Annotated in this window: 20 protein-coding genes; 14 read left to right on the forward strand and 6 right to left on the reverse strand. The window is 59.3% G+C overall.

Translation table 11 applies throughout. The annotated features are described in order from the left end of the window. Positions 1 to 760 (forward strand): hypothetical protein (locus VGN12_02815; GenBank protein ID HEY4308361.1); only part of this gene is annotated, 760 nt, incomplete at its 5' end. A gap of 40 nt (positions 761 to 800) precedes the next feature. Here VGN12_02815 and VGN12_02820 read toward each other — a convergent pair. After that, on the reverse strand, positions 801 to 1,880 hold the full coding sequence (locus VGN12_02820; protein ID HEY4308362.1) for a hypothetical protein: 1,080 nt from the start codon (positions 1,878 to 1,880) through the stop codon (positions 801 to 803). A 208-nt stretch (positions 1,881 to 2,088) separates the two neighbouring features. Between VGN12_02820 and VGN12_02825 the strand changes: the two genes are divergently transcribed. The 6 genes from VGN12_02825 (at position 2,089) to VGN12_02850 (ending at position 7,237) form a co-directional block, all read left to right on the forward strand. Beyond that, on the forward strand, positions 2,089 to 2,817 hold the full coding sequence (locus VGN12_02825; GenBank protein ID HEY4308363.1) for a prolyl oligopeptidase family serine peptidase: 729 nt from the start codon (positions 2,089 to 2,091) through the stop codon (positions 2,815 to 2,817). Positions 2,818 to 2,972: 155 nt separating this feature from the next. Then, positions 2,973 to 4,154: a DUF1080 domain-containing protein gene (locus VGN12_02830; protein HEY4308364.1), complete on the forward strand. Its 1,182-nt coding sequence runs from the start codon at positions 2,973 to 2,975 to the stop codon at positions 4,152 to 4,154. A gap of 115 nt (positions 4,155 to 4,269) precedes the next feature. Next, positions 4,270 to 4,914, forward strand: coding sequence for a choice-of-anchor C family protein (locus tag VGN12_02835; protein HEY4308365.1), 645 nt, complete (start codon positions 4,270 to 4,272; stop codon positions 4,912 to 4,914). A gap of 122 nt (positions 4,915 to 5,036) precedes the next feature. Then, positions 5,037 to 5,819, forward strand: coding sequence for a hypothetical protein (locus VGN12_02840; GenBank protein HEY4308366.1), 783 nt, complete (start codon positions 5,037 to 5,039; stop codon positions 5,817 to 5,819). A 233-nt stretch (positions 5,820 to 6,052) separates the two neighbouring features. Beyond that, positions 6,053 to 6,496, forward strand: coding sequence for a CBS domain-containing protein (locus VGN12_02845; protein ID HEY4308367.1), 444 nt, complete (start codon positions 6,053 to 6,055; stop codon positions 6,494 to 6,496). Positions 6,497 to 6,814: 318 nt separating this feature from the next. Further along, the gene (locus tag VGN12_02850) at positions 6,815 to 7,237 is read left to right on the forward strand and encodes a cobalamin B12-binding domain-containing protein (GenBank protein ID HEY4308368.1); all 423 of its coding nucleotides are present in this window, start codon (positions 6,815 to 6,817) and stop codon (positions 7,235 to 7,237) included. Here the strand turns inward: VGN12_02850 and VGN12_02855 are convergent. Beyond that, positions 7,191 to 7,661: a hypothetical protein gene (locus VGN12_02855; GenBank protein HEY4308369.1), complete on the reverse strand. Its 471-nt coding sequence runs from the start codon at positions 7,659 to 7,661 to the stop codon at positions 7,191 to 7,193. The two genes, VGN12_02850 and VGN12_02855, sit on opposite strands and share 47 nt — an antisense overlap. A gap of 435 nt (positions 7,662 to 8,096) precedes the next feature. Here VGN12_02855 and thiC point away from each other — a divergent pair, with 435 nt between their 5' ends. From thiC to VGN12_02875, 4 genes are all read left to right on the forward strand, one after another. Next, positions 8,097 to 9,539 carry a phosphomethylpyrimidine synthase ThiC gene (gene thiC, locus VGN12_02860; GenBank protein HEY4308370.1) on the forward strand — a complete coding sequence of 481 codons (1,443 nt, stop codon included), beginning with the start codon at positions 8,097 to 8,099 and terminating at the stop codon, positions 9,537 to 9,539. Between the two features lie 81 nt (positions 9,540 to 9,620). Then, complete coding sequence (locus VGN12_02865) at positions 9,621 to 12,563, forward strand: SIR2 family protein (protein ID HEY4308371.1); 2,943 nt, start codon at positions 9,621 to 9,623, stop codon at positions 12,561 to 12,563. Between the two features lie 290 nt (positions 12,564 to 12,853). Then, positions 12,854 to 13,384: a ferritin gene (locus tag VGN12_02870; GenBank protein ID HEY4308372.1), complete on the forward strand. Its 531-nt coding sequence runs from the start codon at positions 12,854 to 12,856 to the stop codon at positions 13,382 to 13,384. Between the two features lie 314 nt (positions 13,385 to 13,698). Then, a complete protein-coding gene (locus VGN12_02875; protein HEY4308373.1) occupies positions 13,699 to 14,460 on the forward strand; it encodes a hypothetical protein in 762 nt (253 codons plus the stop codon). A 63-nt stretch (positions 14,461 to 14,523) separates the two neighbouring features. Here the strand turns inward: VGN12_02875 and VGN12_02880 are convergent, their stop codons facing one another. Continuing rightward, complete coding sequence (locus VGN12_02880; GenBank protein HEY4308374.1) at positions 14,524 to 17,286, reverse strand: ATP-binding protein; 2,763 nt, start codon at positions 17,284 to 17,286, stop codon at positions 14,524 to 14,526. A gap of 83 nt (positions 17,287 to 17,369) precedes the next feature. On the opposite strand from VGN12_02880, the gene VGN12_02885 reads away from it, so the two are divergent. Continuing rightward, positions 17,370 to 17,978 (forward strand): biliverdin-producing heme oxygenase, encoded by a 609-nt coding sequence (locus VGN12_02885; protein ID HEY4308375.1) that lies wholly within the window; start codon positions 17,370 to 17,372, stop codon positions 17,976 to 17,978. 75 nt (positions 17,979 to 18,053) lie between these two features. Here VGN12_02885 and VGN12_02890 read toward each other — a convergent pair whose 3' ends face one another. After that, the gene (locus tag VGN12_02890; protein HEY4308376.1) at positions 18,054 to 19,439 is read right to left on the reverse strand and encodes a DUF1501 domain-containing protein; all 1,386 of its coding nucleotides are present in this window, start codon (positions 19,437 to 19,439) and stop codon (positions 18,054 to 18,056) included. A gap of 305 nt (positions 19,440 to 19,744) precedes the next feature. Between VGN12_02890 and VGN12_02895 the strand changes: the two genes are divergently transcribed. After that, positions 19,745 to 21,211, forward strand: coding sequence for a serine hydrolase (locus VGN12_02895; protein ID HEY4308377.1), 1,467 nt, complete (start codon positions 19,745 to 19,747; stop codon positions 21,209 to 21,211). 266 nt (positions 21,212 to 21,477) lie between these two features. Then, on the forward strand, positions 21,478 to 22,803 hold the full coding sequence (locus VGN12_02900) for an ATP-binding protein (protein ID HEY4308378.1): 1,326 nt from the start codon (positions 21,478 to 21,480) through the stop codon (positions 22,801 to 22,803). A 222-nt stretch (positions 22,804 to 23,025) separates the two neighbouring features. Here VGN12_02900 and VGN12_02905 read toward each other — a convergent pair whose 3' ends face one another. Then, entirely contained in the window at positions 23,026 to 24,525 is a 1,500-nt protein-coding gene (locus VGN12_02905) for an ammonium transporter (GenBank protein ID HEY4308379.1), read from the reverse strand. 620 nt (positions 24,526 to 25,145) lie between these two features. Further along, complete coding sequence (locus tag VGN12_02910) at positions 25,146 to 26,219, reverse strand: sialidase family protein (GenBank protein ID HEY4308380.1); 1,074 nt, start codon at positions 26,217 to 26,219, stop codon at positions 25,146 to 25,148. Positions 26,220 to 26,524: the final 305 nt, after the last annotated feature.

Here is a 26,524-nt window from a genome sequence, read left to right on the forward strand (position 1 = left end):
GTACCTCGACGGTACTTTGTCCGAGTCGGTGCGCGCCGATTTTGAGGGCGAGCTGGGCGCGAATCCAACGCTGCAGGGCGAGGTACAGTTACAGCAACAGATCGACCAGGCGCTGGGGAAACTCTTCCTCCCCCCTGCCCCGCCCGCCGATCTAGCCGAGCGTTTGCGTCGGGCGTCGATGGTTCGCACGATTCCCATTGCGAACCAGCGGCGCCGCTGGACCTTGGCTGCCGCCGCGGCTGCGGCCATGATTGCCTGGGGCATCCTGGGATGGCAATTCTTTTCTCCGACCAATCGTCCGCCGGTTTACAATCCGCGCCTGCCCCTGGCCACGATCTATAAGACGAGCGTGGACAGCGGCTTCAAGCCTACCTGGGTTTGCGAGGACGATCATGTCTTTGCATCGACCTTCTTCGAGCGGCAGGGGGAAGGACTGCTGCTGGCAGCGATGCCGGCAGGTAGCGGCATGGTCGGACTCGCCTATTGTGGTGGCCTGAGCCGGTATACGACGACGATGTTGGCACGCGTCGATGGCCAGCCCGTCATGGTGTTTGTCGATCGGCGCGAAAACGAAGAGCAGGTCGTTCCCCCTGCGCCCGATTCGGGTTTGCATCTGTTCCGCAAGGATCTGGGCGATCTCGTGCTGTACGAACTGACGCCGTTTGATGCGCCGCGTGTGATGGATTACTTGTATCACGCCGACGTGCCACCGGCGAAGGTGCCTGCCGCCAGCCCCGAGCCCGCACCGGGTGCCGAGTAGTAGCGAGTTCACATCGGCCTGATTTATCGGCTGGCCTGGGCTATCGGCGCGCGAGCAGTGCCGCACACTGCAGGTATCGAAAGGCGTACTTTGCCGGGGTGGCGATCAGCAGTTGCCGCATCTGACGGTAGATCGCGGGAACGATCTCTGGCCCCTGAGACTTGTCGAGGCCGGCGCGCAGAATCGGTTCGGTGAAAGCCTGAGCAAAGCCAACGTAACCCTCGCTGTAAGTTTCGACGTCCTGCGTGCGGGCGTAATCGGCGGCAAAGGGCACCGTGACCTCGACCGTTTCGGCCCGTTCGACGACGAAATCATCATGGACGATGCCGTGGGAATCATGAATCGGCGCCAGCAATTCCTCCTGCGTGCGGAAATAGATCGGCATCGTCACGCGCGCGTACGCCGTACGGTCTAGTTTTCCTTGTTCGACGAGGTCGAGCGCCGCATCGTGCAGCAGGTCGTACAGCCCCTGCCCTGTGCAGTAGTTTTGATCCCGGCCTGGTTGCGCTAACAGCAGCCGCGCGCCAGGCGCAAGTTCCACAGCGCGGCACTCGTAAAACCGATCAAGATCTCGGGCTGCTGCTTTCGCGAAAGCGGCAGCCGTGGCGACAGAAATGCCAACATCCGGGCGATGTAATTTCGGGCCAAGGTAGACCACGAAGTCGTCAAGCGGTTCGCTCGGCAATTTGTCCAGCCATAGTACGGCGTTAAAACTCATTCCCAAGTGGACCGAAGTCGGCGCTAAGACGGGCCCATAGAACGATCGTCCGATCGCGGCGGGAAAGATGCCTTGCGCTGCCGAGAACGAGGCTTCATTCTCGGTCAGATTCCGCGACAATTGATTGAAATCGTTCGTCGGCAGATCGCTAAAGATTGGGCAGAGCGGATTTTGCACGCCGCGATCACGCAGCGTTTCAATCGCCTGCCGAAACGCGTTCAGGGCGTTCCGCCCCTCCGACGAACCATAGTCGGCGAGCACCATAGGCGTCGCGGTGGATGGTATGCTTATTTGGCCGGCCGCTGCGATGATCCATGGTTGCAAGGCGTCGATCGCGGCGCGCTGGCCTGACGAATTCGCGTCGTAGAATCCGTCCCCCTTCATTCCACTGGTGCTGGGCATCGAGTCTTCTCAAAATATTTGAACGAAGCCGGTTAACAACGTCGGATGTATTTCGCAAAACGACACAAGCTGAATGCAGTGAGCGTAACTGCCAAATTCTGAGTTGTGGTGCTGCGAGGCAGAGCCACAGCAAACTCGAATGCAAGGGCTTTATATGTTCGCGGGTTTGATTATTGCAATCGCGTCCTTGTCTGCCGCGCCCGAAAGCATGCAATGGACTGTTGACGGTGTCGAGCGCGAGGCGCTGGTTGTCGCTCCGCAGAATCCGCCGCGGGACGGCGCGCCGGTGGTATTCGTCTTTCATGGACACGGCGGCAACATGCGACAAGCGTCGCGAAGCTTTCATCTTGAGAGTGTATGGCCCGAGGCGATCGTTGTTTATCCGCAAGGCTTGCTGACGCCTAGCCGTCTCGATCCCGAGGGGAAACGGGCTGGCTGGCAATCGTCGTCGGGAACTCAGGGGGACCGGGATCTGAAATTCTTCGACGCAATGCTGGCCAGCGTACAGAAAAAGTGGACGGTCGACGAGAGCCGAATTTATGCCACCGGTCACTCGAACGGCGCGATTTTTACTTACTTGTTATGGAGCACGCATCCCGACTTGTTTGCCGCCGTGGCGCCATCGTCCGCGCCAAAGATGCGTATTTCGCTAACCAAACCGTTGCCGGTGCTTCATGTCGCCAGCGAGCAAGATCGCATCGCGCCGTTCGCCTTGCAGAAAGCCACGATCAAGGAAGTGCGCGAACTGAATCAGTGCTCGGAACAAGGGCAGGAATGGGCCAAAGGATGCACGCTGTATGCTTCAAAGGTCGATGCGCCACTGGTCACATTCATGCACGACGGTGGCCATAAGTTTCCGCAAGAGGCGCCGGCCTTGATCGTGCGCTTCTTTAAAGAACACACGCGAGCCGGGTCAAAATCAGCGGTCGCCGATTAGGGGTATTTTGGGGGCCGTCACGACTGATGTTGGCTGTCGGGGCGTAAGATGAGATCGAGCAGCAGGCCGCGGCAGCATGCTTGCTGCTGCCGAATGCCCTTTTTACACTGGTTGGACGCTTCCCCCTGCCCAATAGACCGCCGTGAGCCCACGATATGATCCGCTTGCGATTCCAGCATGTTTTGTTTCTGATCCTGGCGTCGATGTTTGGCGCATCGCGTCTCTCGGCAGCGGACGCGCCGAATACGCTCACACCGCAGGAACTCGACGACGGCTGGATTTCGCTTTTCGATGGAATGACCGATTACGGCTGGCACGCTGAGCAGAAGGCCGACTGGAAAGTAGAAGACGGCGCGATCACGGTGTCGTCCGGCGAGCCGGGCTTATTGGCCACGACCAGCGAGTTTGCCGACTACGAATTGCGGCTCGAATTCCGTGCCCCGCGCGGCACCAACAGCGGCGTCTTTTTGCGTACGCCGGCCGTGCCGACCGATCCGGCCAAGGATTGTTATGAGCTGAACATTGCTGACCCCGAGACCAGCCCGTTCTACACCGGCAGCTTCGTCGGCCGGCAGAAGGCGACCGAGTATTTGCACAGCGATGATTGGCAATCGTTCGAAGTGACGGCCGAAGGGGCACATTTCGTGGTCAAGGTCGATGGGCGTCAGGTACTCGACTACACCGATCCGGCGCCGGTGCGGCGTGGACGCATTGGTCTGCAGCTCAACAAGGGAGCTGTCGCATTCCGAAACATCAAGCTGCGGCCGCTCGGGCTGGAATCGATCTTCAACGGCCGCGACCTGGCGGGCTGGAAAGTCTTTCCCGGGAAGAAAAGCGTCTTTAGCGTCACTGACGCAGGCGACCTGAACGTCAAGAAAGGGAACGGGCAGATTGAAACGGAACGCCAGTGGGGTGATTTCGTTTTGCAGTTAGAGATCTTCTCGAACGGCAAGTATCTGAACTCCGGCATCTTCTTTCGCTGCGTTCCCGATCAGTTCTGGCAAGGATACGAATGCCAGATTCAAAACGGCTTCCTGCTCGATCGGGCCCGACCGATGGATTACGGCACGGGCGGAATCTACAACCGGCAAAAAGCCCGCAAGGTCGTGGCCGACGATTTCGTCTGGTTTCATAAGACGCTGGTCGCCTCAGGCAATCATATGGCGGCGTGGGTCAACGGTTACCAGGTAAGCGATTTTACCGACGACCGCCCAGCCGATGAGAACGCCCGCAACGGAATGCGGTTGAAAGCCGGCCCGCTAGCGATCCAGGGGCACGATCCGACGACGAATCTGTCGTTCCGCAAAATCCGCATTGCCGAGATGCCGGCACGATAATCGTGCGATTCGCAGCTTCATCGAGCCAGATGCTGGAACTGCGTGTAATTCTGGCTCAAGATGTATACGAGATCTGTCTTCGTCGCGTTTTCGGAACAACGATAAAGGGCTGTAGATGCATCGTCAGGCAATTGCCTTTTCAATCGTGGTGTCGGCCGTCCTACTGAGCTCGCAGGCCGGTGCGACGTTGATCGTCAATGGTAGCTTCGAGTCGGGCGCCCTACCGACCCCACCCGGCACAACGTTAACCTCGGGTAGTACCGATATCACAGGCTGGGTCGTCGGTGGGCATGGCATCGACTATATCGGCACCTACTGGCAAGCATCCGACGGAGGCCGCAGCATCGACCTCGACTCAGGAACCATTCTCGGCGCGGGTCCTTACGATGGATCGATTTCGCAAACTTTTGTGACTACAAGCGGCCAGGAATACCGCGTGGGTTTCGACATGGCCGGTAATCCCGACGGCGGTCCGGCGCTTAAGGTTCTCGAAATATCGGCGGCGGGACAGTCCTCGCAACTTTCCTTTTTGAACACCGATCAGACGCATGGCGCGATGGACTATCAGCCGCGCGCGTTCGACTTTGTCGCGACGTCGTCAACGACTACGCTGACCTTCACGAGCCTCAGCGGCACCGGCTACGGCCCCGTGATCGACAATGTTTCGGTAAATGCGGTTCCCGAGCCGGCGACCGTGCTACTGCTGCTCGGCATATTACCGATTTTCACTATAAAATGGTGCCGGCGCGCGATTCGGTAGGCTCTTTCGACGTGTCCAAGTCGTTAAGGCGCGTAGCTGTTCTCGCGAATTCTCGTTGCCCGCGCTTTAGAATCCTAATCCGTTCTTGATCAAGCATGGGTTTCTCAGGAGGCCTTACCGCCATGAATCGCCAGTTGCTGTTGCACATGGTTTTGCTCGCCGGGATTGGGTCGTATTTCGTCGCAACGACTTTGGCGGCGGACGCCGAGAACACCCTCGTAGCGGGCGAGACGGACGAACAGTCGGACGAGGCGGAGGAGCGTCGCAATGAGTTGCTCGCGAAGTTGCCGGGCGCGCGCTTTGCTAATCCGCTTTCGTTAGTTCTGGATCAGACTGGGGCCACGGATGACGATCTGGCGGCACTTGCCCTCGTCCCCGAGTTAAGAAAGCTCAGCCTTTGGAAAACGAATGTCACCAGCAAGGGATTGGTACACGTCGCGAAGTTGACGGAGCTGGATTGGCTGTCGCTAGACGGCACCGCGGTGTCGGCCGTCGGCATGAAGGAATTGGCCAATCTGCGGCACTTGAAATTTCTGTCGCTGTGGCGGACCAAGGTCGGCGATGCGGGGCTTGCACATCTGTCGAGTCTTCCTGCACTGGAGCGATTGTCGCTCGACAGTTGCGATATCAGCGACGCCGGACTCAAAAATCTACACGATTTACCGACTCTCAAAGAATTGAGTATCTACGGCAGCACGATCACCGATGCGGGCATGGAAAGCCTGGTGAAGCTCGCCGGCCTCGAAGTCTTGTCACTCGATGGCAGCCTGATCAGCGACGAGGGGCTCGACCAGCTTGGCACGCTGGCACATCTTCGAGAGCTGCGAGTCCGTGGGGCAAACGTCACCAGCACCGGCATCGCAAAACTCCAAAAGCGGCTGCCCGAGTGCAAGGTCGTGTATTAACGCGACCAGCGACGCGACACTTCGTACTTTTTTTCACGAGGCGTTTCGCCGTTCTCGATTTCTCCACTCGGATAAGACCTCCCAGCGCCTGGTGGGTGAAGCTGAGCACATAAATCTTTGACGGCATGCGCGTCGCAAGAGTATGCTTGTCGAGGAGCGTTCGCTCACGCGCGGACAGAGAGGCGGGCCTGGGGTCGCACTTCGCATTCGCCCATTTTTCGAGGGAGCCCGCGATGACGTTGCAAGAAATTCTGAATGTCAAAGGAACCGAGGTCTTCACGATCCACGAGTCGGCCACGCTGGACGACGTGGTGCAGAAGCTCGTGACGTTCAATTGCGGTTCGCTGGTCGTGATGGGACGCCGTGCCGACGTTGCGCGGGATCGCATGGTGGGGATCGTTACTGAGCGCGATATTCTTCGAGCTTGCGCGGCGGGTCGCGAGCCGCTCGGCGAAACTCCGGTGACTGCCGCCATGACCTGCGACGTGGTGACCGCCGGGCCGGGCGATTCGATCGAAGAGACGATGCAACTAATGACCGAACGCCGCATGCGTCACCTGCCGATCGTGCAGGGCGAGGACCTTCTCGGCCTGATCTCGATCGGCGACCTTGTGAAATCTCATCACGAGCAATGCGTGCTCGAGAACCACTATCTGAAAACATATATTCAGAGCTAAGTGGTGGAATGGTGTGTCGCGGACACACCCTACCTCGACTACCGTCGACTCTGGTTTCGCATGCTCATTCCGCGTGCCGCGGAAAGAGCATGGCACTGGACCGGTGCATCGCACGATTTTGCGATCTAGGAATTTGCGTTGCTGCGGCGCCGAAAGATCCTTGCTGGCGCCGCGGGCTGGTGGTGAGAGCACGAAGTGCATGATCTGGCGCGGGGCGGTTCAGCTTCGTTTAATGTCGTTGGCCCTTGAGTCCGTCTGGCGGCGGATTTAGACTCGGGGCTGTCTCGTTCGTCCTCTCGAATTTCCCCGCGACCTCGCATGACTGACGCTCGACCTATCCGTGTGGTGCTGGCCAAGATTGGCCTCGATGGTCACGATCGCGGCATTCAAGTCGTGGCCCGGGCGCTGCGCGATGCCGGCATGGAAGTGATCTACACCGGCTTGTGGCAAACGCCGGACGCCGTGGTTCGCGCGGTCGAGGATGAGGATGCCGACGTCGTGGGGATCAGTTTGCTCTCGGGCGCCCATCAGACGTTGGTGCCCGTGCTGATCGAGGCCTTGAAAGCCCGCGGTCTGGGGCATGTGCAGATGATCGTCGGCGGCATCATCCCGGCGGCGGACATTCCGCAACTGACCGAGATGGGCGTGGCGAAGGTATTCACACCTGGCGCTGGCTTAACCGAGATCGCAGAGTTTATTCGCGGCGCGGTCCCGCGGTCGGGCGTGTCGGCCGGGCCGTAGACGCCGCGCGAATCAGGGCCATCACGGCCCCGCGAATACCGGGCGAGAGTGACGGCCACGCCTGCGTGACGCTCGTCAGCTCGACGCTCAGCTCGGTATCTGCCTTTTCGGCCGCCGCAGCTCCGGCCTCGGCGATCAACGTCGGTAACGAAGTATTGCCTTGCTCGAAGAGTGGCTTGGCGCGTCCCGGTCCGGATCGCAAATCGCATGGCGCTACGCGGCGGGCCGACGATCGCTTTCCCTGCGATTCGAGGGCCGGCTTGGTCTGAAAGATGCGCGTCGAACCGTCGACCGACACCACGCGCCACAGCTCGCGCGTTTCGGCTTCGCCGGGCGCAGAAGTGGACTGATCGGGGCCGATCACGACTTCGACGTCGTCCATCAGGCCTGGGGCAACGGTTCCGACAGGAGCATCATTCGACATATTAGAATCGCGCAAACATCCGAGGGCAGGATCGCAGAACTTTGCGAGGCGGGCCAGGAAACGGGCAGCCGGCGAATCTCTGGGAAGATGTTCCGCCGTCAAGGACAGAACCACGTCTCGGCTGCCTGCTCGCTTCGTACTCGGGTTATCGACCGGTCGTTTTCCAGGGGGCGACGATTTCCATTTTTTTCCGAAGTTTCCTGGAGTGCTGAGAAAGACAGGCATTCCGCGGTCGGGGCACCATGGAGACGCGGAGGCACGTAGACGCCGATGCGCGGAGAAAGATGACTTGGAACTGCGGGGCGATTGCCAGACGACAGTAGAAAAACGCCTCGGCAAAATGTGCCGATCGCTGCGGCCTCGGTGTCTCGGCGGTGAACAACTTCTGAGGCCCCCGGCGGGCGAACAATTGACAAACATGTCTGCTCCGATAGGATGACCGGAGCGGGCCGAACCTTTTGTCGTGATTCAACTTCGGTTCGCCCACGCCGATTCATTTCTCGCTCACGGAGGCCGTCGTCAGTGGCAACTCAGATTGAAAATGCTCGGGCCGGAACGATCACGCCAGAGATGGAATACGTCGCCCAGCGCGAGCAACTGACCCCCGAGTTGATTCGCGACGAGGTGGCCCGCGGCCGCATGGTCATCCCGGCCAACACGGTGCATCTGGCCGGCAAGCTCGAGCCGATGTGCATTGGCATTGCCGCCAAGACAAAGATTAACGCCAATATCGGCAACTCGGCCGTCACCAGCGACGTAGGCGGCGAGCTCGAGAAGCTGCACACGGCTGTCCATTTCGGTTCGGACACGGTCATGGACCTGTCGACCGGCAAGGATATCAACCGCATCCGCGAGGCGATCATCGCCTCGTCCCCGGTCCCCATCGGCACGGTCCCCATCTACCAAATGCTGGAAGAGTTGGGGGGCGAGATCGAGGATATGCGGCCACAGCACTTCCTGGACATGGTCGAGCACCAGGCCAAGCAGGGCGTCGACTACATGACCGTCCATTGCGGAGTGCTGCTGGAGCATCTGCATCTGACGATGGGGCGGGTCACTGGCATCGTCAGCCGTGGCGGATCGCTGATCGCGAAGTGGATGATGACGCACCGGCAGCAGAACCCGCTGTTCACGCACTTCGAAGACCTTTGCGACATCATGCGGCAGTACGACGTCACCTGGAGCCTGGGTGACGGGCTGCGGCCGGGCTCGATCGCCGACGCCAGCGACGATGCCCAATTTGCCGAGCTGAAGGTCCTGGGGGACCTGGTCAAGCGTGGCTGGGCCAAGGGGACGCAGGTCATGGTCGAAGGTCCGGGGCATATCCCCATGGACCAGATCGACATGAACATCAAGAAGCAGATCGAATGGTGCCACGAGGCGCCGTTCTACGTGCTGGGCCCGTTGGTCACCGACATTGCTCCGGGCTACGACCATATCACCAGTGCCATTGGTGCGGCCCTGGCCGGCTGGAGCGGTGCGGCGATGCTGTGCTACGTCACGCCGAAAGAACATCTAGGGTTGCCCGAGCAGGACGACGTCCGCCAAGGGGTGATCGCCTATAAGATCGCGGCCCACGCGGCCGACTTGGCCCGACACCGCCCCGGCGCCCGCGATCGCGACGATGCCCTGTCACGGGCTCGCTTCGCGTTCGACTGGAACGAGCAGTTCCGTCTGTCGCTCGACCCGGAAACGGCCCGCCGGATGCACGACGAAACGCTGCCACAGGACACGTTCAAAAGCGCCCACTTCTGCAGCATGTGCGGTCCGAAATATTGCTCGATGAAGATCACCGAGCAAATCCGCGAAATGGCAGCCGAATCACCGCTGACGCCGGAAGTAGTGGAGTTGGCGATCCAGGGCCAACAGAAAGCGTAGACGGCTGGAGTTTTCGGCGGGTACAACTTCGTTTTACGATGGCGTGTCGTCGCCGATCCCCGTCGGTCATGCGGTTAGAAAATGACATTTCCCGCAACTCTGCTCAGTTCATTGCGCGACGGAAAAGTTATTCCGTTTGTTGGCGCAGGTGTTTCGCGCGCGCTCCTCGATATCGATGGGATGCCGCTATTTCCAACTTGGAGCGAGCTCCTGGATCGTGCGGCGGACCGCCTGGACAAAGAAGGTAAGGCCGACTATGCATCGCTCGTGAGAAGTCTTATTAGGATCGATAAGCCAAATTTTCTCGACGCCGCAAAGTACGCAAAGGATGGATTGGAAGCGAACTGGTTTTCGTTCTTAAAAGACCAGTTGGATTATCCTCGGGATGCAGTGCTCAATCAGTCGCTCGACCTTCCGCAATCGATTTGGCGACTCGGCAGTAACCTAGTTCTGACAACGAACTACGACCGCGCAATGACGTGGGCGCACTCGCGCCCAGAGGATCTCTCGCGCTGGAACATCGAATCGCCAGCCGAGCAAGCGGCGATGGCTCGGTCAGGTTTGTCTCGTCCGGTTGTCTGGCATCTCCACGGCACTATCGAGGATGCCGCACGAATTATATTAACCCCAGATGGGTACAGCCGCTTGTATCCGTCAAAAGACACCGAAGCTTTGTACACAGCGGCAATGACGTCTTTGCGATCGTTGTTGACGAGCCAGTCGCTTCTTTTCATAGGATTCAGCTTTACTGACTCATTTCTTGGGACGACCCTTCGCGGTGTCTCTGAGTCGTTTGCCAACGCAAATGGCCCGCATTATGCACTCGTACATCGTGATAACTCACAGGCACAGAGTGATGCTCGCCGATGCGGTGTGCAGGTAATCACCTTTTCCGATTACGGTGAGCCATTGCTGCAAGCTGTTTCTGAGCTGGCCGCGGCGGCCGCGGAAACTCGGTCTTTGGTTATGGCCAATGCTGCTCATCCAACTGATGCCCCGGCCGAGGTTGAGCCTGTTTGTTTCGATGACGTTTGTGATACACCACCTCCAACGGGAACGTGGGTAGGTCGCGAACTTGAGCTTAAGCTTTTGGCTAATCGAAACGCGAAGGCGATCGCAATAACAGGGATTGGCGGACAAGGTAAGTCGACTCTTGTAGCGAAGTATCTAGCGATTTCGGGGGCTGAATACCAATTTGTTGACTGGCGAGACTGTAAGGAGCAGGACGACACGCTACAGACGCACTTGGTGCGGATCGTAGAGCGTCTGTCGAGGGGGCGGAGCTGCGCTGCGGATCTGGCATCCGAAACCATTGAGTCTGTCGTCAGATTATTTTTAGATTTAGCGGTTTCGGTTCGTGGCATTTTCGTCTTCGACAATGTTGACCATTACATCGATTTGCAGACGTCTCAGGCTGTTAAAGGAATGCACGCCCTTATTCAAGGGATATTGAAAACACCCAGCGCCTCGCGATTTGTCTTCACAGCACGCCCGAAACTCCGATATGATTCTTCCGAGTTTGTTTACATCGAGCTAAAGGGCCTAACTATCGACGATGCGAAGGAGCTTTTTGCGGCAAGAGGTGTTCAAATCGCTGTCGGAGATTTGGGCGAATTGCACGACCTGTTGCAGGGGCATCCACTTTGGATTGCGTTGATCGCGAATCAGGTGGTGACGAATCGCATAAAAATTCCCGTTCTGATAAGCCGCATCAAAAACGGCCGCGATGCAGAGCTTCCTACGACGATGCTCCGAGAGATCTGGAGAGGCTTAAGATCGAAACAGCAGCGTCTCCTTAGGTATCTTGCCGAACTCGTTCGTCCTGAGACCGTCGCGCAACTTGAGGAACTTGTCGCGCATGAGTTCTCTTGCAATCAGTTTAGGGCGACGCTTGAGAGGTTGAAAACGCTCGATCTAGTTGTGATCAAATCGCCCAATGTCGGCGCCGATACGGTTGAGCTTCATCCTCTAGTTCGCGAGTTCATACGTCGAGAGTTTCCTCGGGGCGAACGCAATCGATTTATATCCGCGATCCTCGTTTACTTTGACAAGATTATAGTAAAGCTTCGTCCTTCGCTTTCTCGGAGGCCGACATTTGATACGCTTCAATATTGGACAGCCAAAGTCGAGTTACTCGTTAACAGTGGTAACTACCACGATGGTCTCTTGGTTTTATATGAAGCGGCGAACGCACTCGTTTTTGGTGGCTTTTCGGAAGACTTCGTCCGGCTTGCCAATAGCGTGCTGTCGATCTTGAACTGGAGCGATTCCGAGGTTGTTGACAGCATCGCGTTTGAATATACGTGCGAAAACCTCGTTGAGGTTCTTTCGCAACTCGGAAGATTCGATGAGGCAGAGTTTGAGCTAGCACGATTCGAGCGTACAACGGCCGGTGCGACCGCGAGATACATTTGCGTTTGTCGCCTACGTGTTTATTTATATTGGAGCAAAGGAGAGTTCGACCTTGCGAAGGAGTGGGGGCGGCGCGGCGTGGCATTGAAAATCGAAAGCCATCTTGATACGCGCCACGATTGTGGGCACGAGCTTGCGCTTGCGCAGCGAGACTCCGGTGAGAGAGAAAATGCGCTGAAGTATTTCCTTAGAGGCGTAGCGCTTGAAGAGGTCCTTAATCCGGCACATCTCGATGCATCCCGGGGTGGAGATTTTTACGGAAATGTTGGACGCACGCTGCAACTGATGGGTAGGGACGATGAGGCGATGATCGCAATCATCAAGTCGGCGTGGATTCTTGAGTACGATGAACGCCCTATGCGAATTAACGTTGCTTGGGCATCGGAGTGGCTTGGTGAGCTTCTCGAGAGAAAAGGCAATCGAAACTCGGCGTACGTCTGTTTTCGAAGGGCTGCTGCCAAGTGGAAGGGCATATCTCCTTATCGAGCGCAAGACGCTATTGACGCTGCGGAGCGACTTGGGCCTATTGTCGATGGTGCCCTCGCTGCTGTGGGCGATGAGCAAATTGAGCATAAGTATCTGGTGTGGCTTGAGGGGGAGAAGCGGTTCTAGCGTTAGATTTCGCGCACGATTGAACGACGGACGACTTATCGCCGTTAAGCAGGGTGATAGCGTGCAATTGGAGGGCGAATGCCGAGCAAATTGCGCTGAACTTCTTCGCTCCGCGTTTTATCGCGGGCGCTCGATAGAGAACTAATTGAACGAATAGGCACGCTGGTTCTTCCGAGCCTTACTTCCGAGTTGCAATTGCTGCGCCACCTCATCTCCCCTTGACCAATCCACCCTGGGCCGCGATACAGTAGCCTTAGCGCGACCACTGTCACTGCTCGGAGCCCATACCCATGCTGTCCAAAAACGTCCAACAGGCCATAAACGAGCAGATCAACGCTGAGTTTAGCTCGTCGTATACCTACCTGGCGATGTCCATTTTCTGCCAGCGCCAGAACTTTCTCGGTTGTGCCCATTGGTTGCGGATGCAGGCCGAGGAAGAGAATGGGCATGGGATGCGGCTGTTAGACTTCCTGCTGGCCCGCGATGGCGAGGCGGCCTTGAAGACGTTAGCTGAGCCCGCGGTCGGTTTCGCCTCGATCGCGTCGGTTTTCGAGCAGGCCCTGGACCAGGAGCAGCACGTCAGCAAGAAGATTGACGACCTGTACGAGTTGGCATTGAAGGAGAAGGCGTTCTCAGCCCTGGTCGAGCTGCAATGGTTCATCGCCGAGCAGGTCGAAGAGGAAGAAACGGCCCGTGAGATCGTCGCCAAGTTCCACCTAGTGAAGAACGACCCGGCGGCGCTGTTGGATATCGACCGGGAAATGGGCGTTCGCGTAAAGGCCGAGGGGGGTAACGGCCGCCGATTTAGCGGACGCGGCTAGCCAGCCGCGGTTAGGGACGATGGCGTCGGTGACGCCGGCGTTGGGTGCGCTGTGCGCACCGGGATTTACGTGCTTGTCATGAGTGCAGCGCGCGATTCAGCGGCGCGTAACGGGGCTTGCCGTCAGGTCGGATTCGTGGTGCCCACAGGGCACCCTACGACATCGGCGCAGAAGTTTTCGCATGTGCTGCGCAGGGCGCCTTCTGTTGCGCGGTCGAGGCATCTTCTTCCCGTTGAATTTCTCGCCGCGCAATGGTATTTGTTGCGGGCTCGTGGGAATGGGACGCCCCTAATCGCTATCAGAAAGGCCCGCGGATGAATCCGCTGTCGATATCGTGTCTGCTGTTCGTCTGCATTTTCGCATCGGCCATGTTTGGGATGATCGTGGCGCGGTCGTTGCCGCTGCATCATCTGCTGCCTGACTCGCGCGATTCGATCAAAGGGGGGCTGGGGCTGATTGCGTCGCTGACGGCGCTCGTCTTGGCCCTGGTGGTCGCAGCGGCCAAGGAGACGTACGACACTAACACGGCTACGGTCCGGCAAATGGCGGCAGATGGATTGCTGCTCGATCGATTGCTGTCGCTGTATGGCGATGGCACGATCGAGGAGCGGCACGCGTTGCGGCGCACGGCCGAGACGGCCTTGCACCGAATCTGGCCTGACGACATCGACGAGGAGACTTCTATCGCTCCCAAAGCGGCACAAGGGGATTTCGAAGCCTTGTACTTTGGCATCGCGCAGCTGAACCCCGAGAATGACGGTCAAAGGGCGATCAAGTCGCGGGCGCTCGACGTGACAACGGGTTTGGCGCAGACGCGATTCCGTCTGTTCTCGCAAAAAGAGAGCTCGATCCCACGACCGTTCCTGGTGATCCTGGTGTTCTGGCTGATGGTACTGCTGGGGGGAGCAGGGCTATTGGCGCCGCGGAATGCCACGACCGTGATTGTTCTATTGGTCAGCGCGCTGAGCGTGTCGTGCGCCCTATTTCTGGTGTTGGAGCTGGCGCACCCGTTCGACGGCATGATGCGCATCTCGAATTTGCCGCTGCGCGAAGCGATGGCCGAATTCGGCAAGTGACGTAGTTGGCGGCCGGAGGCCATGCTGCGTGCCATACTCGTGTTGAGTGCCGCGGCAGCCGCTCTAGACCCGGCCGGCTAGGCTGGCGACGACGGCCAGCAGTTCGCCGCTTTCGACCGGCTTGGCGATGTGGGCCTGGTAGCCGGCCACAATCGCCTTGCGGCGATCTTCGGCGCGGGCGTAGGCGGTCAGGGCGACGGCTGGCGTCTTCGTACGTTTCTGTGCAGCCTCGGCGGCCCGCAGTTGGCGGATAAAGGCAAATCCGTCCTGGCCCGGCATGCCGATGTCGGAAATGATGACGTCGAAGGTCGCATTCGCAAACGCCTCGAACGCTGCGTCGATCGTGCCAGCGATTTGCACCCGGCAGCCGGCCTCTTCGAGGATGCGCTTTACCAACTCGCGCGCATCCCGTTCGTCATCCAGCGCGAGCACGCGGACGTCGGTCAGATTCAAGGTGTCGGCATCGATTGGTCGCGGAGCGTGGCGCAAATTCGCAGAATTCCGTGGTTCGACCCGCCTGACGGCTCGCACGGGAATCGACACGACGAAGGTCGTGCCCAAGCCAATGCCGGGGCTGTGCGCGCGGACGGTACCGCCATGTAATTCAACGAGGTTGCGAACGATCGAAAGCCCCAGTCCTAGCCCACCGTGGGCACGGCTGGCCGATGAGTCGGCCTGGCGGAAACGATCGAAGATGTGGGGCAAAAACTCCGGTGCAATCCCCTGCCCCGTATCGGCGATGCTCAGTTCGATGTGTGAGCTGACGCGTTCGAGCACGACCTGAATCTTGCCGTCGCGCGGCGTGAATTTCACGGCGTTGGAAAGCAGGTTCCAAGCCACTTGCTGCAAACGGCCTGGATCGCCGGTGGTTTGCACGTCGACCAGCGGGTCGATCATTCGCTCGATTCGTACTCCCTTGGCTGACGAGGCCAGGGAGACCGTCTGGATTGCCGCCTCGACGATCGTGGGAAGGTGCATGTCTTGCAGGTTCAGGCTGAGCTTGCCGGAGATAATCCGGCTTACGTCCAGCAGATCTTCGATCATTTGCGCCTGGCTGCGTGCGTTGCGCTCGATGACGTCCAGGCCTTCGGCCAGCTCTTCGTGCAAACCTTCGCGCAGGGCCAGCAATTGAGCCCAGCCAAGAATGGCATTCAGCGGCGTGCGCAGTTCGTGCGACAGCGTGGCGACGAATTCATCCTTCATGCGGTTGAGCCGCTCGCTCTCGCTGCGCGCGGCGCGCTCGCTATCGAGCAGCTTTTCGCGCTCTTCGCTGGCCAGCCGCAGATCGACGTTGACGATTGCCAATTGCTCAGCCCGGCGCAGAAGCTGCCGCGTCAGGGCGTCGCGCAAGTGCCATGCGGCTTCGAGTTCCATCGGCGTCCAAGGGCGGCTTTTGCCACGCACTGTTTCTTTCCACAGCGCGAACGAGCCACGTGGGCTGAGGCGCACATCCTCGCCCGACTTGACGACGCTCTTCGCCGGGTCGCCGGCCCATTCGACCGTACGCACTCGCTCGCTGCGAAACCAGAGCAAGCGATGCGGGCGGACCGTGCCCAGCGAAATCGACAACACGCCGCTGGCCACGCTGCCAAGCAGGCCGGAGCCGAACGAACGTTGCAGATTGTCGGTGGCAAAGACATCGCCGGGTTGGTCTTCGGTCAACCACTGGGCAAGCTGCAGAATGTCTTGATCGCCGGGCGTTTGGCCGAGGCGGTGAACCGTATCGTCGACAACTACCGCAGCGCCGTCGGCGTAGACGAAGTTCAGCATGTTTGGCTGCGAATCGACCAGGGCCTTGGTCATGTCGTCCACGCGCTCGAGGTTGGCCGTCATCTTGGCGATTGTGCGACGCATTGAATCGCGGTAGCCGGTCAACTCGCGCTCTTCGGCCGCGCCGAGCGATAGTGACATCATTTGCCCCAGCAATTCGCAGGCTGTGCGCACGTCGTACGAGACAAAGCGCGGCGCATAGTGATGGCAGGCCACGAGCCCCCACAGCTTCTCGCCGCGCACCAGCGAGATCGACATCGAAGCGCCGACGCCCATGTTGCGCAGGTATTCGAGGTGGATCGGTGATACGCTCCGCAGCACCGAAAAGCTCATGTCTAAGGGAGCCGCCGCACCGGGGCTGGTTTCAGGCAGGATGCGCGCCGGGACATAATCGCGGTCAGCGATAAAGCGGAGCCAGTTCTTCGTGTACAGCTCGCGGGCCTGCTTGGGAATGTCGGAAGCCGGATAGTGCAATCCCAGGAACGGCTCTAAGTCGCCGCGTTTCGACTCGGCTACCACCTGGCCGTTCCACTCTTCGTCGAACCGATAGACCATGACACGGTCGAATCCGCTGATGCCGCGCACGTGGTCGGCGACAAGCCGGTGCAATTCGTCGACCGATTTCGCCAGGTTCAGCTTGGCGATTGCCCCTTGCACGAGCCGGTAGAGCTCGGGGGCTGTCAACTCGCGCGATTCTTGCGCAGGCTCGAATTCGACGAAGATCGATTCGCCATTGCGATGAGCTATGGCATCGAAATTACCCTTGCTATCGCGTACTCTGACCGTGAAGAGATAAACCGGCTTGGTCTCGCGCACCTCTTGTTGGAGCGAGGCCTCGCGCCGCGCACGCTCCTCAGACGGAAACACGTGCCCTATACGCTTGCCCAACAAGTCCTCGACGCGACTCCCCAGCACATCTTCGGCGTTGGCCGAGACGTGGGTGATCGTCAGGTCCGCGGCGCCGCAGACGATCAGCGCTCCATGGGGTTGAATGGCCCCAGGAATGTGGATGGGTTCACGATCGCAATTGGTCAGGTCGACAGGAGTTTCGGTCATGCGTGCAAACGATGGATCTCTTCATATTGGATAATTTCGATCGATTTCACGGCGATTGGCACTAATACTGCAAGTGCTGCGCCATGAAGAACGAGATTTCTTGCTTGGGAAAGGACTTTCCGGTGGATCTGCGCGAACGACTAAAAGCGGCTACACAGAAGCAGCACTTGGCGCTCGAGTCAGAATTGGATTTGTTGCGACCGGATCTGACTCTTGAAGGCCTGCGCCGCGTGCTGGAAAAATTCTACGGCTACTATCTGCCTTGTGAAAGAGAATTAGCCGGGCAACCGGACGAGTTGCAAGAAGTTTTTGCGGCGCGGTTCAAGACGCCGCAACTGGCGAGTGATTTGCGCTATTTGGGGCGTACCGATGCGTCGATTGCGGCGCTTCCCTTAGCGACACTTCAGCCTGCGACTTCGCTTACGCGAACTTTGGGGCGCTGGTACGTGATCGAGGGTTCGACGCTGGGCGGGCGTTTACTGAGTGAACGGTTCGAGAAAATGTTTGGCTTATCTCGGGGAAGGGGCGGTTCGTTCTTCAATTGTTACGGCGATCGCGTCGGCGCCATGTGGAAGGATTATTGCCGATTGCTGGAACAGCATGCATTCCCGAGCACCGATCCGGAAGTGATTCAAGCAGCCGAAGAGACGTTCGAGTCGCTTGGGGAGTGGCTGAAGTCGTCCGCCGAATGAGCGATATCGCAACCCTAACCGACAGGCTGGCAACTGAAAGCACCGATTTATGCCCTGCACGTTGTGCGGCGTTGATTACGCCAAGAGTGGTCCAATCGGCGTTCCCTCCGAGATGCGGTGCGGACGATCGGTGGCGTCGCGCAGCTCGAGATCGTGCGGGATTCCCAACAGGTGATAGAGCGTGGCCGCGATGTCGTCGGGCTTCGCAGGCTGGTCCTTGACGACGGCCGCGTGGCGATCGGTCGCGCCCACGATGTTGCCGCCGCGGATGCCGCCGCCGGCCCACAGCACACTGTAGGCTTGGCCCCAGTGGTCACGCCCGCCGCCGGCGTTGTTATTGATCTTGGGAGTGCGCCCCATTTCGCCCATGACGAGCACGAGGGTTTCTGCGAGCAGGCCGCGTTCGTCTAAGTCACTGATCAAGGCCGAGAGCGCCTGATCGAGCTCCGGCATCAGGTGCTGATCGTACAAACGAAAATGGTCGAAGTGCGTGTCCCAGATTTGAAATGCTGAGAGCCCAGTATTCTCGGGGTTCGAGACGGCGTTGGCCGTGACGAAGCGAACGCCGGCCTCGATCAGCCGGCGCGATAGAAGCAGCACTTGCCCCATTTCGCAGCGACCGTAGCGGTCGTGTATGGTCGCGGGCTCTTGGCTGACGTCGAAGGCCGCTTGCGTCGCGGGCGAGAGGATCACGTCGAGCGCCTCGGCCTGATAGGCGTTCCAGTTCGAACGCTCGGCTTCGGCACGCGCTGCGGCAAAGGCCTGGTCCATCTCGCCGAGCAAGCGCACGCGCCCTTGCATGCTCTCATGACTCACGCCGGCCGGCAGGCCCAGGCCATCAGGGATCGGCAGCTTGCCTTCCCACTTTGGCGAGCGGGCCATCATGCGATTCCGGACCGCGGGGAGCGGATCGTACCGGTTGCCCATCCATCCGCCGCCGGCGCTGGGGGTGGGAAAGCCCATGTCGAAGAGATAGGTGGGCGTCAGCACAAACGGCGGCATGCCGTGCAGCTTCGGCAACACTTTTGAAACGACTGAGCCGTATGTCGGATGATCGTGTGGAGTGGGACGGATGTTCGCGTCGCTGCCGGGCGAATGACCACTGAGAGCGTAGGCGGCGCTACTGTTGTGAGCGCTAAGTGGATGCGTGGCCGATCGCAAGATGCTGAAGCGATGCGCCTGCTGGGCGAGGAGCGGCAACTTTTCGGTAATGCGTATCCCTGGCACCGAGGTGTCGATCGGCCGGTAAGGGCCCCGAATGTCGGCCGGGGCGTCGGGCTTCATATCGAAAGTATCGAGCTGCGACGGTCCGCCATTGAGAAAGACGAAGATGCAATGTCGCGCCTTGGCCGTGGCGCTGGCGATCGCCCGCGAGCGCATTTGATCTGCCAGTGACAAACCCGCCCAAGATAGCGCGCCGAAGCGGAGCAATTCGCGTCGCGATAGCGTGCCGTGATTCATGACGCGGCCTTGGGCGTGCGGAAGGGGCGATTGTCGTTATACCCTCACCCTCTCCCGGAGGGAGAGGGGTTTTTGGGCGTCGATCGTTTTTGGAGGATCGAAGTCTGACCTTTGATCCTGCCCGATTTTAGGGCGACGTTCGGCGTAGCGTCAACATGCGCTTGTGGCCAGGTGGGGATCTCTCGAGCGCGAGGCTGCGGTTATCATCGCCGCGCTGTTGTTTCGTGCGTTACAGGGGTTAGGCTATGCCCCATGTCGTGCATTTTCGTCGCCGCCCGTTTGTTTTGATATCGTGGATGAATCTTATGAAAACATGGTGCTTATTCGTGATGCTTGCGTGTACTTCGTCTGTTTGTCGTGCCGCGGATCTACCTCGCAGCACGCCCGAGCAACAGGGAGTTTCGTCGGCCGAGGTGCTGTCGTTCTTGGAAGCGGTCGATCAGATCGACGCCATGAACAGCTTTATGCTAGTGCGGCATGGGCATGTGGTGGCCGAAGGATGGTGGACCCCGTACCGAGCCCAGGCGCGGCATTCGCTGTATTCGCTGAGCAAGAGCTTTACGTCCACGGCCGTGGGTTTGGCTGTCGCCGAAGGAAAACTGAGTGTCGACGATCCGGTGTTGAAGTTCTTTCCGGAAGATGCGCCGGCCGAACCGAGCAAATTCCTCGAGGCGATGCGCGTCCACGATTTGCTGCGGATGTCGACCGGGCATCAGATCGAGCCCGGGCGGAGCACGAAGGAAGCCTGGACGAAGACATTTCTCGCGCAGCCGGTTCCATTCCGGCCGGGGACGCATTTTCTGTACAACACCTCGGGCACGTACATGCAGTCCGCGATCGTGCAAAAAGTGACCGGGCAAACCGTGCTCGATTATTTGCAGACGCGTCTGTTCGCACCATTGGGAATCGAAGAGCCGACCTGGGAGACGAGTCCGCAGGGAATTTCGACCGGCGGCTATGGCCTGAGCATTCGCACCGAAGATATCGCGAAGTTCGGACAACTCTACCTGCAGAAGGGGATGTGGGGCGATAAGCAACTGGTGCCGGCTGCGTGGGTCGAAGCGGCGACCGCGCGGCAAACGTCGAATGGCAGCAATCCGGATAGCGATTGGGACCAAGGTTACGGCTACCAGTTCTGGCGCTGTCGAAATGGCGCCTATCGTGGCGATGGCGCGTTCGGGCAGTTTTGCGTCGTGCTGCCCGAGCAGGATGCCGTGGTCGCGATTACCAGTGGCGTGCGTGACATGCCCGGTGTGCTGCAAACGGTATGGGACAAATTGTTGCCTGCGCTGAAGTCGTCCGCGCTCCCCTCGGCCGAGGCTGCTTGCGAGAAGCTCGCAGGCAAGCTGAAGGCTTTGCAAGTACGCTTGCCGGAACGGAGTGGCGATGGCGTGGACATTGTGGGTAAGCGTTATGTGTTTCCGGCGACTGATAGCGACCAAAAGCTGGAGTCGCTCGCATTTGAGCGCGACGGATTGGCGGGGCCGGTGACGCTGGTGATGCGAATCGCTGGCGACGAACAGCGCATCGCGTGCGGGGATGGCCAGTGGCAAGAAGGCGAGGCCGCCTGGGGGCTGATGGCGAAGCAGCCGATCGCGGCAGCCGGCGCCTGGGCAGGGGACGTTTTCACCGCCAAGCTGTGCTTCTACCAGACGCCGTTTATCGTCACTCTGCGTTTGCGGCCCGAGGAAAAGAAACTGGCGTTCAACTCCGAGACGAATGTCGGCTTTACGCAAACCAAGCAGCGAGAAGTGGTGGGGGTCGCGGAATAGACGGCGCGAATAAACGTCGATTTCGCCGCGAACGGTGCCGATCGTGCGAGGCCAGTTCGGGCTGCGAGTGACAGGCTCGCCGCTTGAGAGCATGGCTCTTATGGCGACGATCGCGCCGTGATCGGAATTTTCTTTCCGCTCGAATCCCGGTAAGATGCCGACGTTGTCGGGCAGGTCAGCGCCGTCCCGTGGACGAGGAGGGCGGTCGACGATTTGTACGTCGTTGCTGGCGCGGTGCGGCACTAGATCTATGGGGTCGGCATTCGATGATTTCTGCCTCGCGTAGCCCAACAGACCAGGCGCTGCGCGTCGCCATGAATGGGGCGGCGCGCGACAATCTGGTGCCGCTCGCCGCGATGGCTGTGCCGATCTACATTTTGGCGGGCATCTTCCGCGTGCAGATGGTGGGATCGTTCCACGACACGATCGCGCACGCCGAGTTCGCATCGGCCATCGCGAGTGCCGTCCTGTTGTTCGCCACCGTACGGTGGCGTCTGTCCGGGGCGTGGGTGCATCCGCTGCTGTTCGCTTTTGGCCTCGTGGCTTGGGCGGATGGGATGGTGCAGCTCTACTTTTCCCATTCGCCGATGGACACGACGAACTTGGCGCTAATCATTACGGCCTCGGCGATCGTGTCGTTGTCGATCTGGACCTCGTCGCTGTTGTATGCGGTGATCTGGGCGGGCTGGTACTGGTGCGTGCTGAAATACCCGGGTGGGCAATGGTACCACTACGGCATGTTTTTGCTGTGGACGACCGGCATCGCCGCGGCCGTGCAAACGGCGCGAACCAAGCTCTTGCTGCGGTTGTTTCGTAGCGAGTCGCGACAGCGAGAATTGCTCGAAGAGCTGGTCGCCGAGCGCAATCGTGAGCTGGAGGAATCGCTTGAGCATTTGCGCCACGCCGAGCGGTTGGCATCGGTGGGAACTTTCGCCGCGGGAATTGCTCACGAGATCAACAACCCGGTGGGCATGATCCTGTTGTCGGCCGAACAAGCGCTTCATTACGCGAAGTCAAACAATGCGGACGACAAGGTGAGCCCGTTACTGCGCGATATCTCCGCCAATGCCAAGCGTTGCGGTCGAATCGTGAAGAACGTTTTGAGATTTGCCCGACATGACCCAGCCGAAAGAGCGCCGGCCGATGTCAACGTTATCATCCGGAACGCCGTTGAACTTGTTCATTCCTATGCCGCACAGCGGAATGCGTCGATCGATTTGATGCTGGATGTCAGGCTGCCGCCGGCCATGGTGAATCAGGTCGATATGGAGCAAGTATTCGTCAACCTGATTCAGAACGGTATCGAAGCGACAGGGGACGTTGCCCCGCGAATCACGATCACGACGTCGCAGACTGCGCAAGGGATACGCCTGACCGTATCCGATAACGGCGCCGGCGTGCGGCCTGAGGATCGGGCGCATATTTTCGATCCTTTCTTCACGACGCGGCAAGCACACGGCGGCACAGGTTTGGGGTTGAGCCTGGTGTACGGCATCGTGCGCGATCATGGCGGCTCGATCCGCGTCGGCGACGCGGCGCTCGGCGGCACCGAAATGACGATCGACATACCGCAATGTGTCGAGATTGATTAAGGGTCGTATTGAGAAGCGATGCCCCTAAGCTCATCGCAACGTATGGCTAAGCCCTTCGCGACGCATTAGGCATAAAAAAACCTCCGACTTGAGGTGACCGAAGTCATCCCAAGCCGGAGGCGTCCTTCTGGCTAGGCGGAAGCCAGAGTCGCATCAACAGCGGTGTTGTTTAACGAACGTCTCGTCCAAACGTCGCGTCATTTCGCACCGCCGTGAGAATCTCTACACGTGCGGCTCTCCGACGAATTGGAAGCCGTGATAGGCCTCGTTGCCGTGCTCGCCATGATCCAGGCCTTCGATTTCTTCCTCGGCGGTTACACGCAGTCCGACGGTCATCTTCAGTGCCGTGAATAGCACGGCTCCGCAGGCGATTGCCCAAACAAAGACCGCGCCGACGCCAACGGCCTGGCCGATCAATTGTTTTGCGTCACCGCCCATGAACAAACCGGGGAAAGGAGAGGCTTCACCCGTACCGGTCGAAAACAGCCCGAGCGATAACGTGCCCCAGGCGCCGCAAACCCCGTGGACTGAAATCGCGCCGACGGGATCGTCGATCTTGAGATAGTTCTCGATACCGACTACGGAAAGGACAACCAGGACACCGGCGACGGCGCCGATGATAAACGACGTCGGAACTGTCACCCAAGCACACGGGCAGGTGATGGCAACCAGGCCGGCCAAGGCGCCATTGAACGCCATCGTGGCTTCCCATTTGCCGAACAGGGCGCGGGCCGTGAACAACGCCGCGATGCAGCCGATGGCGGCAGCGGCGTTGGTGTTAATCGTCACATTGGCGATGAGGTTGGGATCGGCCGACATCGTGCTGCCGGGGTTGAATCCGAACCAGCCGAGCCAGAGGATGAACACGCCCAAAGCGACGAAAACCAAGTTGTGCCCTGGCATTGCCTTGGCCTTGCCGTTCTCGTCGAATTTGCCGATTCGCGGTCCGAGTATGAAGGCACCGATCAAGGACAACCACCCACCGACGCTATGAACCACGGTTGATCCGGCGAAGTCGAAGAAGTTCCATTGGGTGGCCAGCCAGCCGCCGCCCCATATCCAGTGACCCGAGATGGGGTAGATCACGGCCGAGACGATGGCGCTGTACAGCATGTACGACGTGAACTTCGTTCGTTCGGCCATGGCGCCGGAGACGATCGTAGCCGTGGTAGCCGCGAAGACGAGTTGAAAGAAAAACTTCGCGTTGAGCGGAACCAGCGTCCAGGCGAGCGACGTCCAATCCGCGGTGGGGCTAACGAACATGCCACTCAGCCCGCCCCAAAAACTGTTGGCGTCGCCTCCGTTTGCGAACATGATTCCGAATCCGACGAGCCAATACGTGATGCTGCCAAAGCAAAAGTCGAGCAGGTTCTTCATGCAGATGTTCACGGCGTTTTTCGAACGCGTGAGGCCGGTTTCGACCAGCGCAAAACCTGCCTGCATCCACATGACGAGAAAACCCGCGAGCATCACCCAGATCGTGTCGAGCGCATGAGAGGTGGCCGGCAAGGTCTTGTTGAGGCCGTCGGGCTGTGGCGCGCCGCTTGTGGCAGCAGCCGCAGAGCTAACAGCGGCCGCTTCACCCGGCTCGTCGGGTGCCGACACGGCCGCGGCCGGTTCTTGCGCGGTCGAACCGTTCCAGATCACACACGTCGTCGTCAGCAGTGCCGCGACTGCCGCGAAAGATATGATCCAATTCTTTCGATGTTTGTCCGCATTCATTAATCAAAACTCCCGCATAACTAGAAGGACGGAAATAGACCATTCACGCGGCCCTCCACAGCGTCGCGACATAAACAATCCCGCGGCGCAAGGAGAGATCGCGTGACAACAACGGAACGCGATCAACGAGGCAAATAGCCAAACTGCGTAGTGCTTTGCGCAAGGAAAATGCGCTTAGCAAGTCAGCCTGGGAATAGGCCAGGGAGATAGCGAAGTGGCGAGGGGGTAAATACCCCGGCAGCGATTACAAGCCGCCTGCGCTACTCGCGAAGAGTGTCAAATAGAGCGAATGCTCTGAGACGAAAGAGATTGTGCCGGTTTGACCCATCATGATGCTCCAGTTAGCCAAAACCGGATGCAACTGTTGGGCCGTTTTGTGAAACTTGAATGAGTTCGATTCGCAAGTTGTTTAAGCACAAATGCTTATGCCCTGCGATCGAAGTTCCGTATGCCCGACCGGCCGTGAGGCAGTGCTTAATTTGCTAGCACTCGCTGTCGCGTAATTGATCTTTCACGCAATGTGGATTGCGACTCGGCGATTCGCGAGCGTTTCAGAACAAATCCATTCAGGCGTTGAGCGACCTTTGACTGGCAAATATATCCGCGTGCTACCCCATCTTTCATAGATCGAGCCAGTCGATCCCCTTCGCCGTGGCACGAAATCGTTTGGCGCGGATGTTCGAATCGGGTCCTTCTTCGTAATAGACGACGAGCACCGAGCCGTCCTTCAGGTTGACCATCGATGGATAGGCGCCTCCGTGGGCGTCGATCTTCACGTTCTGACTCCAGGTCTTGGTTTCGTCCAGACTGTAGTGCAGGCTGGTGGCTGGCTGGCGATGGCCGAGCAGGATGATGCCGTCGACCGTGCGGTGCAGATAGGGGCAGTGGCCGAGGAAGCCGATCGGTTTGGCCGTGCTCCAATTGCGGCCGTGATCGCGCGACGTGCTGTAGCACATCTGCTGGTCACCGTCGGCGCGAAGGGCGGCAAACAGCCGGCCATCTTTCAGTTCAATGACGTCGGTTTCGGCGGCCAGCTTTTTGTCACCGCCGTCGATGCGCGTCGGCTTGAGCCAGGTCTTGGCTCCGTCCTCACTGGTTGTAATCGCGCCGCCGGGCAGGCCGGCTTCCTGGTGATAGAGGCCAAGGATGTCGCGGCCGTCGGACAACTCGCGGACCGGCGACGAGCAAAAGTATTCACGCCCTGCGATCCCGTGCGGCGGCGTCCACGTCTTACCGCCATCGGTCGAGAAGATGATAAAGCTCCCTAGTCCGACGTACGGCACCCCTGGCTGATCGGGCTTCGCGAGCGAGAAGAAATTGCAAGCCAGGCGTCCATCCTTCAACTGTGCGACGGACGGATCGCGGTCGTCGTGGTCGCCGTCGAAGACAATCTCGGGCGGGCTCCAGGTTTTTCCTTCGTCGGCGCTCGTGCAACTGCAAATGCGGCCGCCGCGCGGCAGTTCCGCGCTGGGGAGCGAAACGTGGGCGCGTCCCGCGTAAAAGACACAGAGCAACTGGCCGTCCTGGCGGCGACAGACATCGGGAAAGGCTTCGTACCCGCCGGCGCCTGCATCGCGGCAGACGTGTACGAACGACGCGGCCTCTCCCGTTGCGTCGATCGCCAGGCTGTTGTCGCACGAGAGTCCGATGAGTAACGCCGTCAGCATGAATGGCAGGATGCGGTAGTGGTTCATAGAATTTCGACCCCCCTCGGATTGCCTTCGCTTTTCATCTCTCTAGGCCGCGCTTCTTTAACTTGCGCTTCTCTAACTTGCGCTGTGTCGACGAACTTGCCCGTTGGAAAACGCCCTCAGGGGCTCGCTTTCTGGCCGGCTCGATGGTCCACGTCGGCAGGATGGTCGACGTTTTGATGGGACCGGATGGGATCCGACGTGCAATCGGTGTCTCGCGGCACGGCCTGATTCTGCGATATTCGGCCCGAAATTGCGAGGGTTAATCATGGCCACCCCCCCGCGCAGACGCCATTCGCCGAGGCCCG

The organism is Pirellulales bacterium, assembly GCA_036499395.1.
Taxonomy (GTDB): Bacteria; Planctomycetota; Planctomycetia; order Pirellulales; family JACPPG01; genus JACPPG01.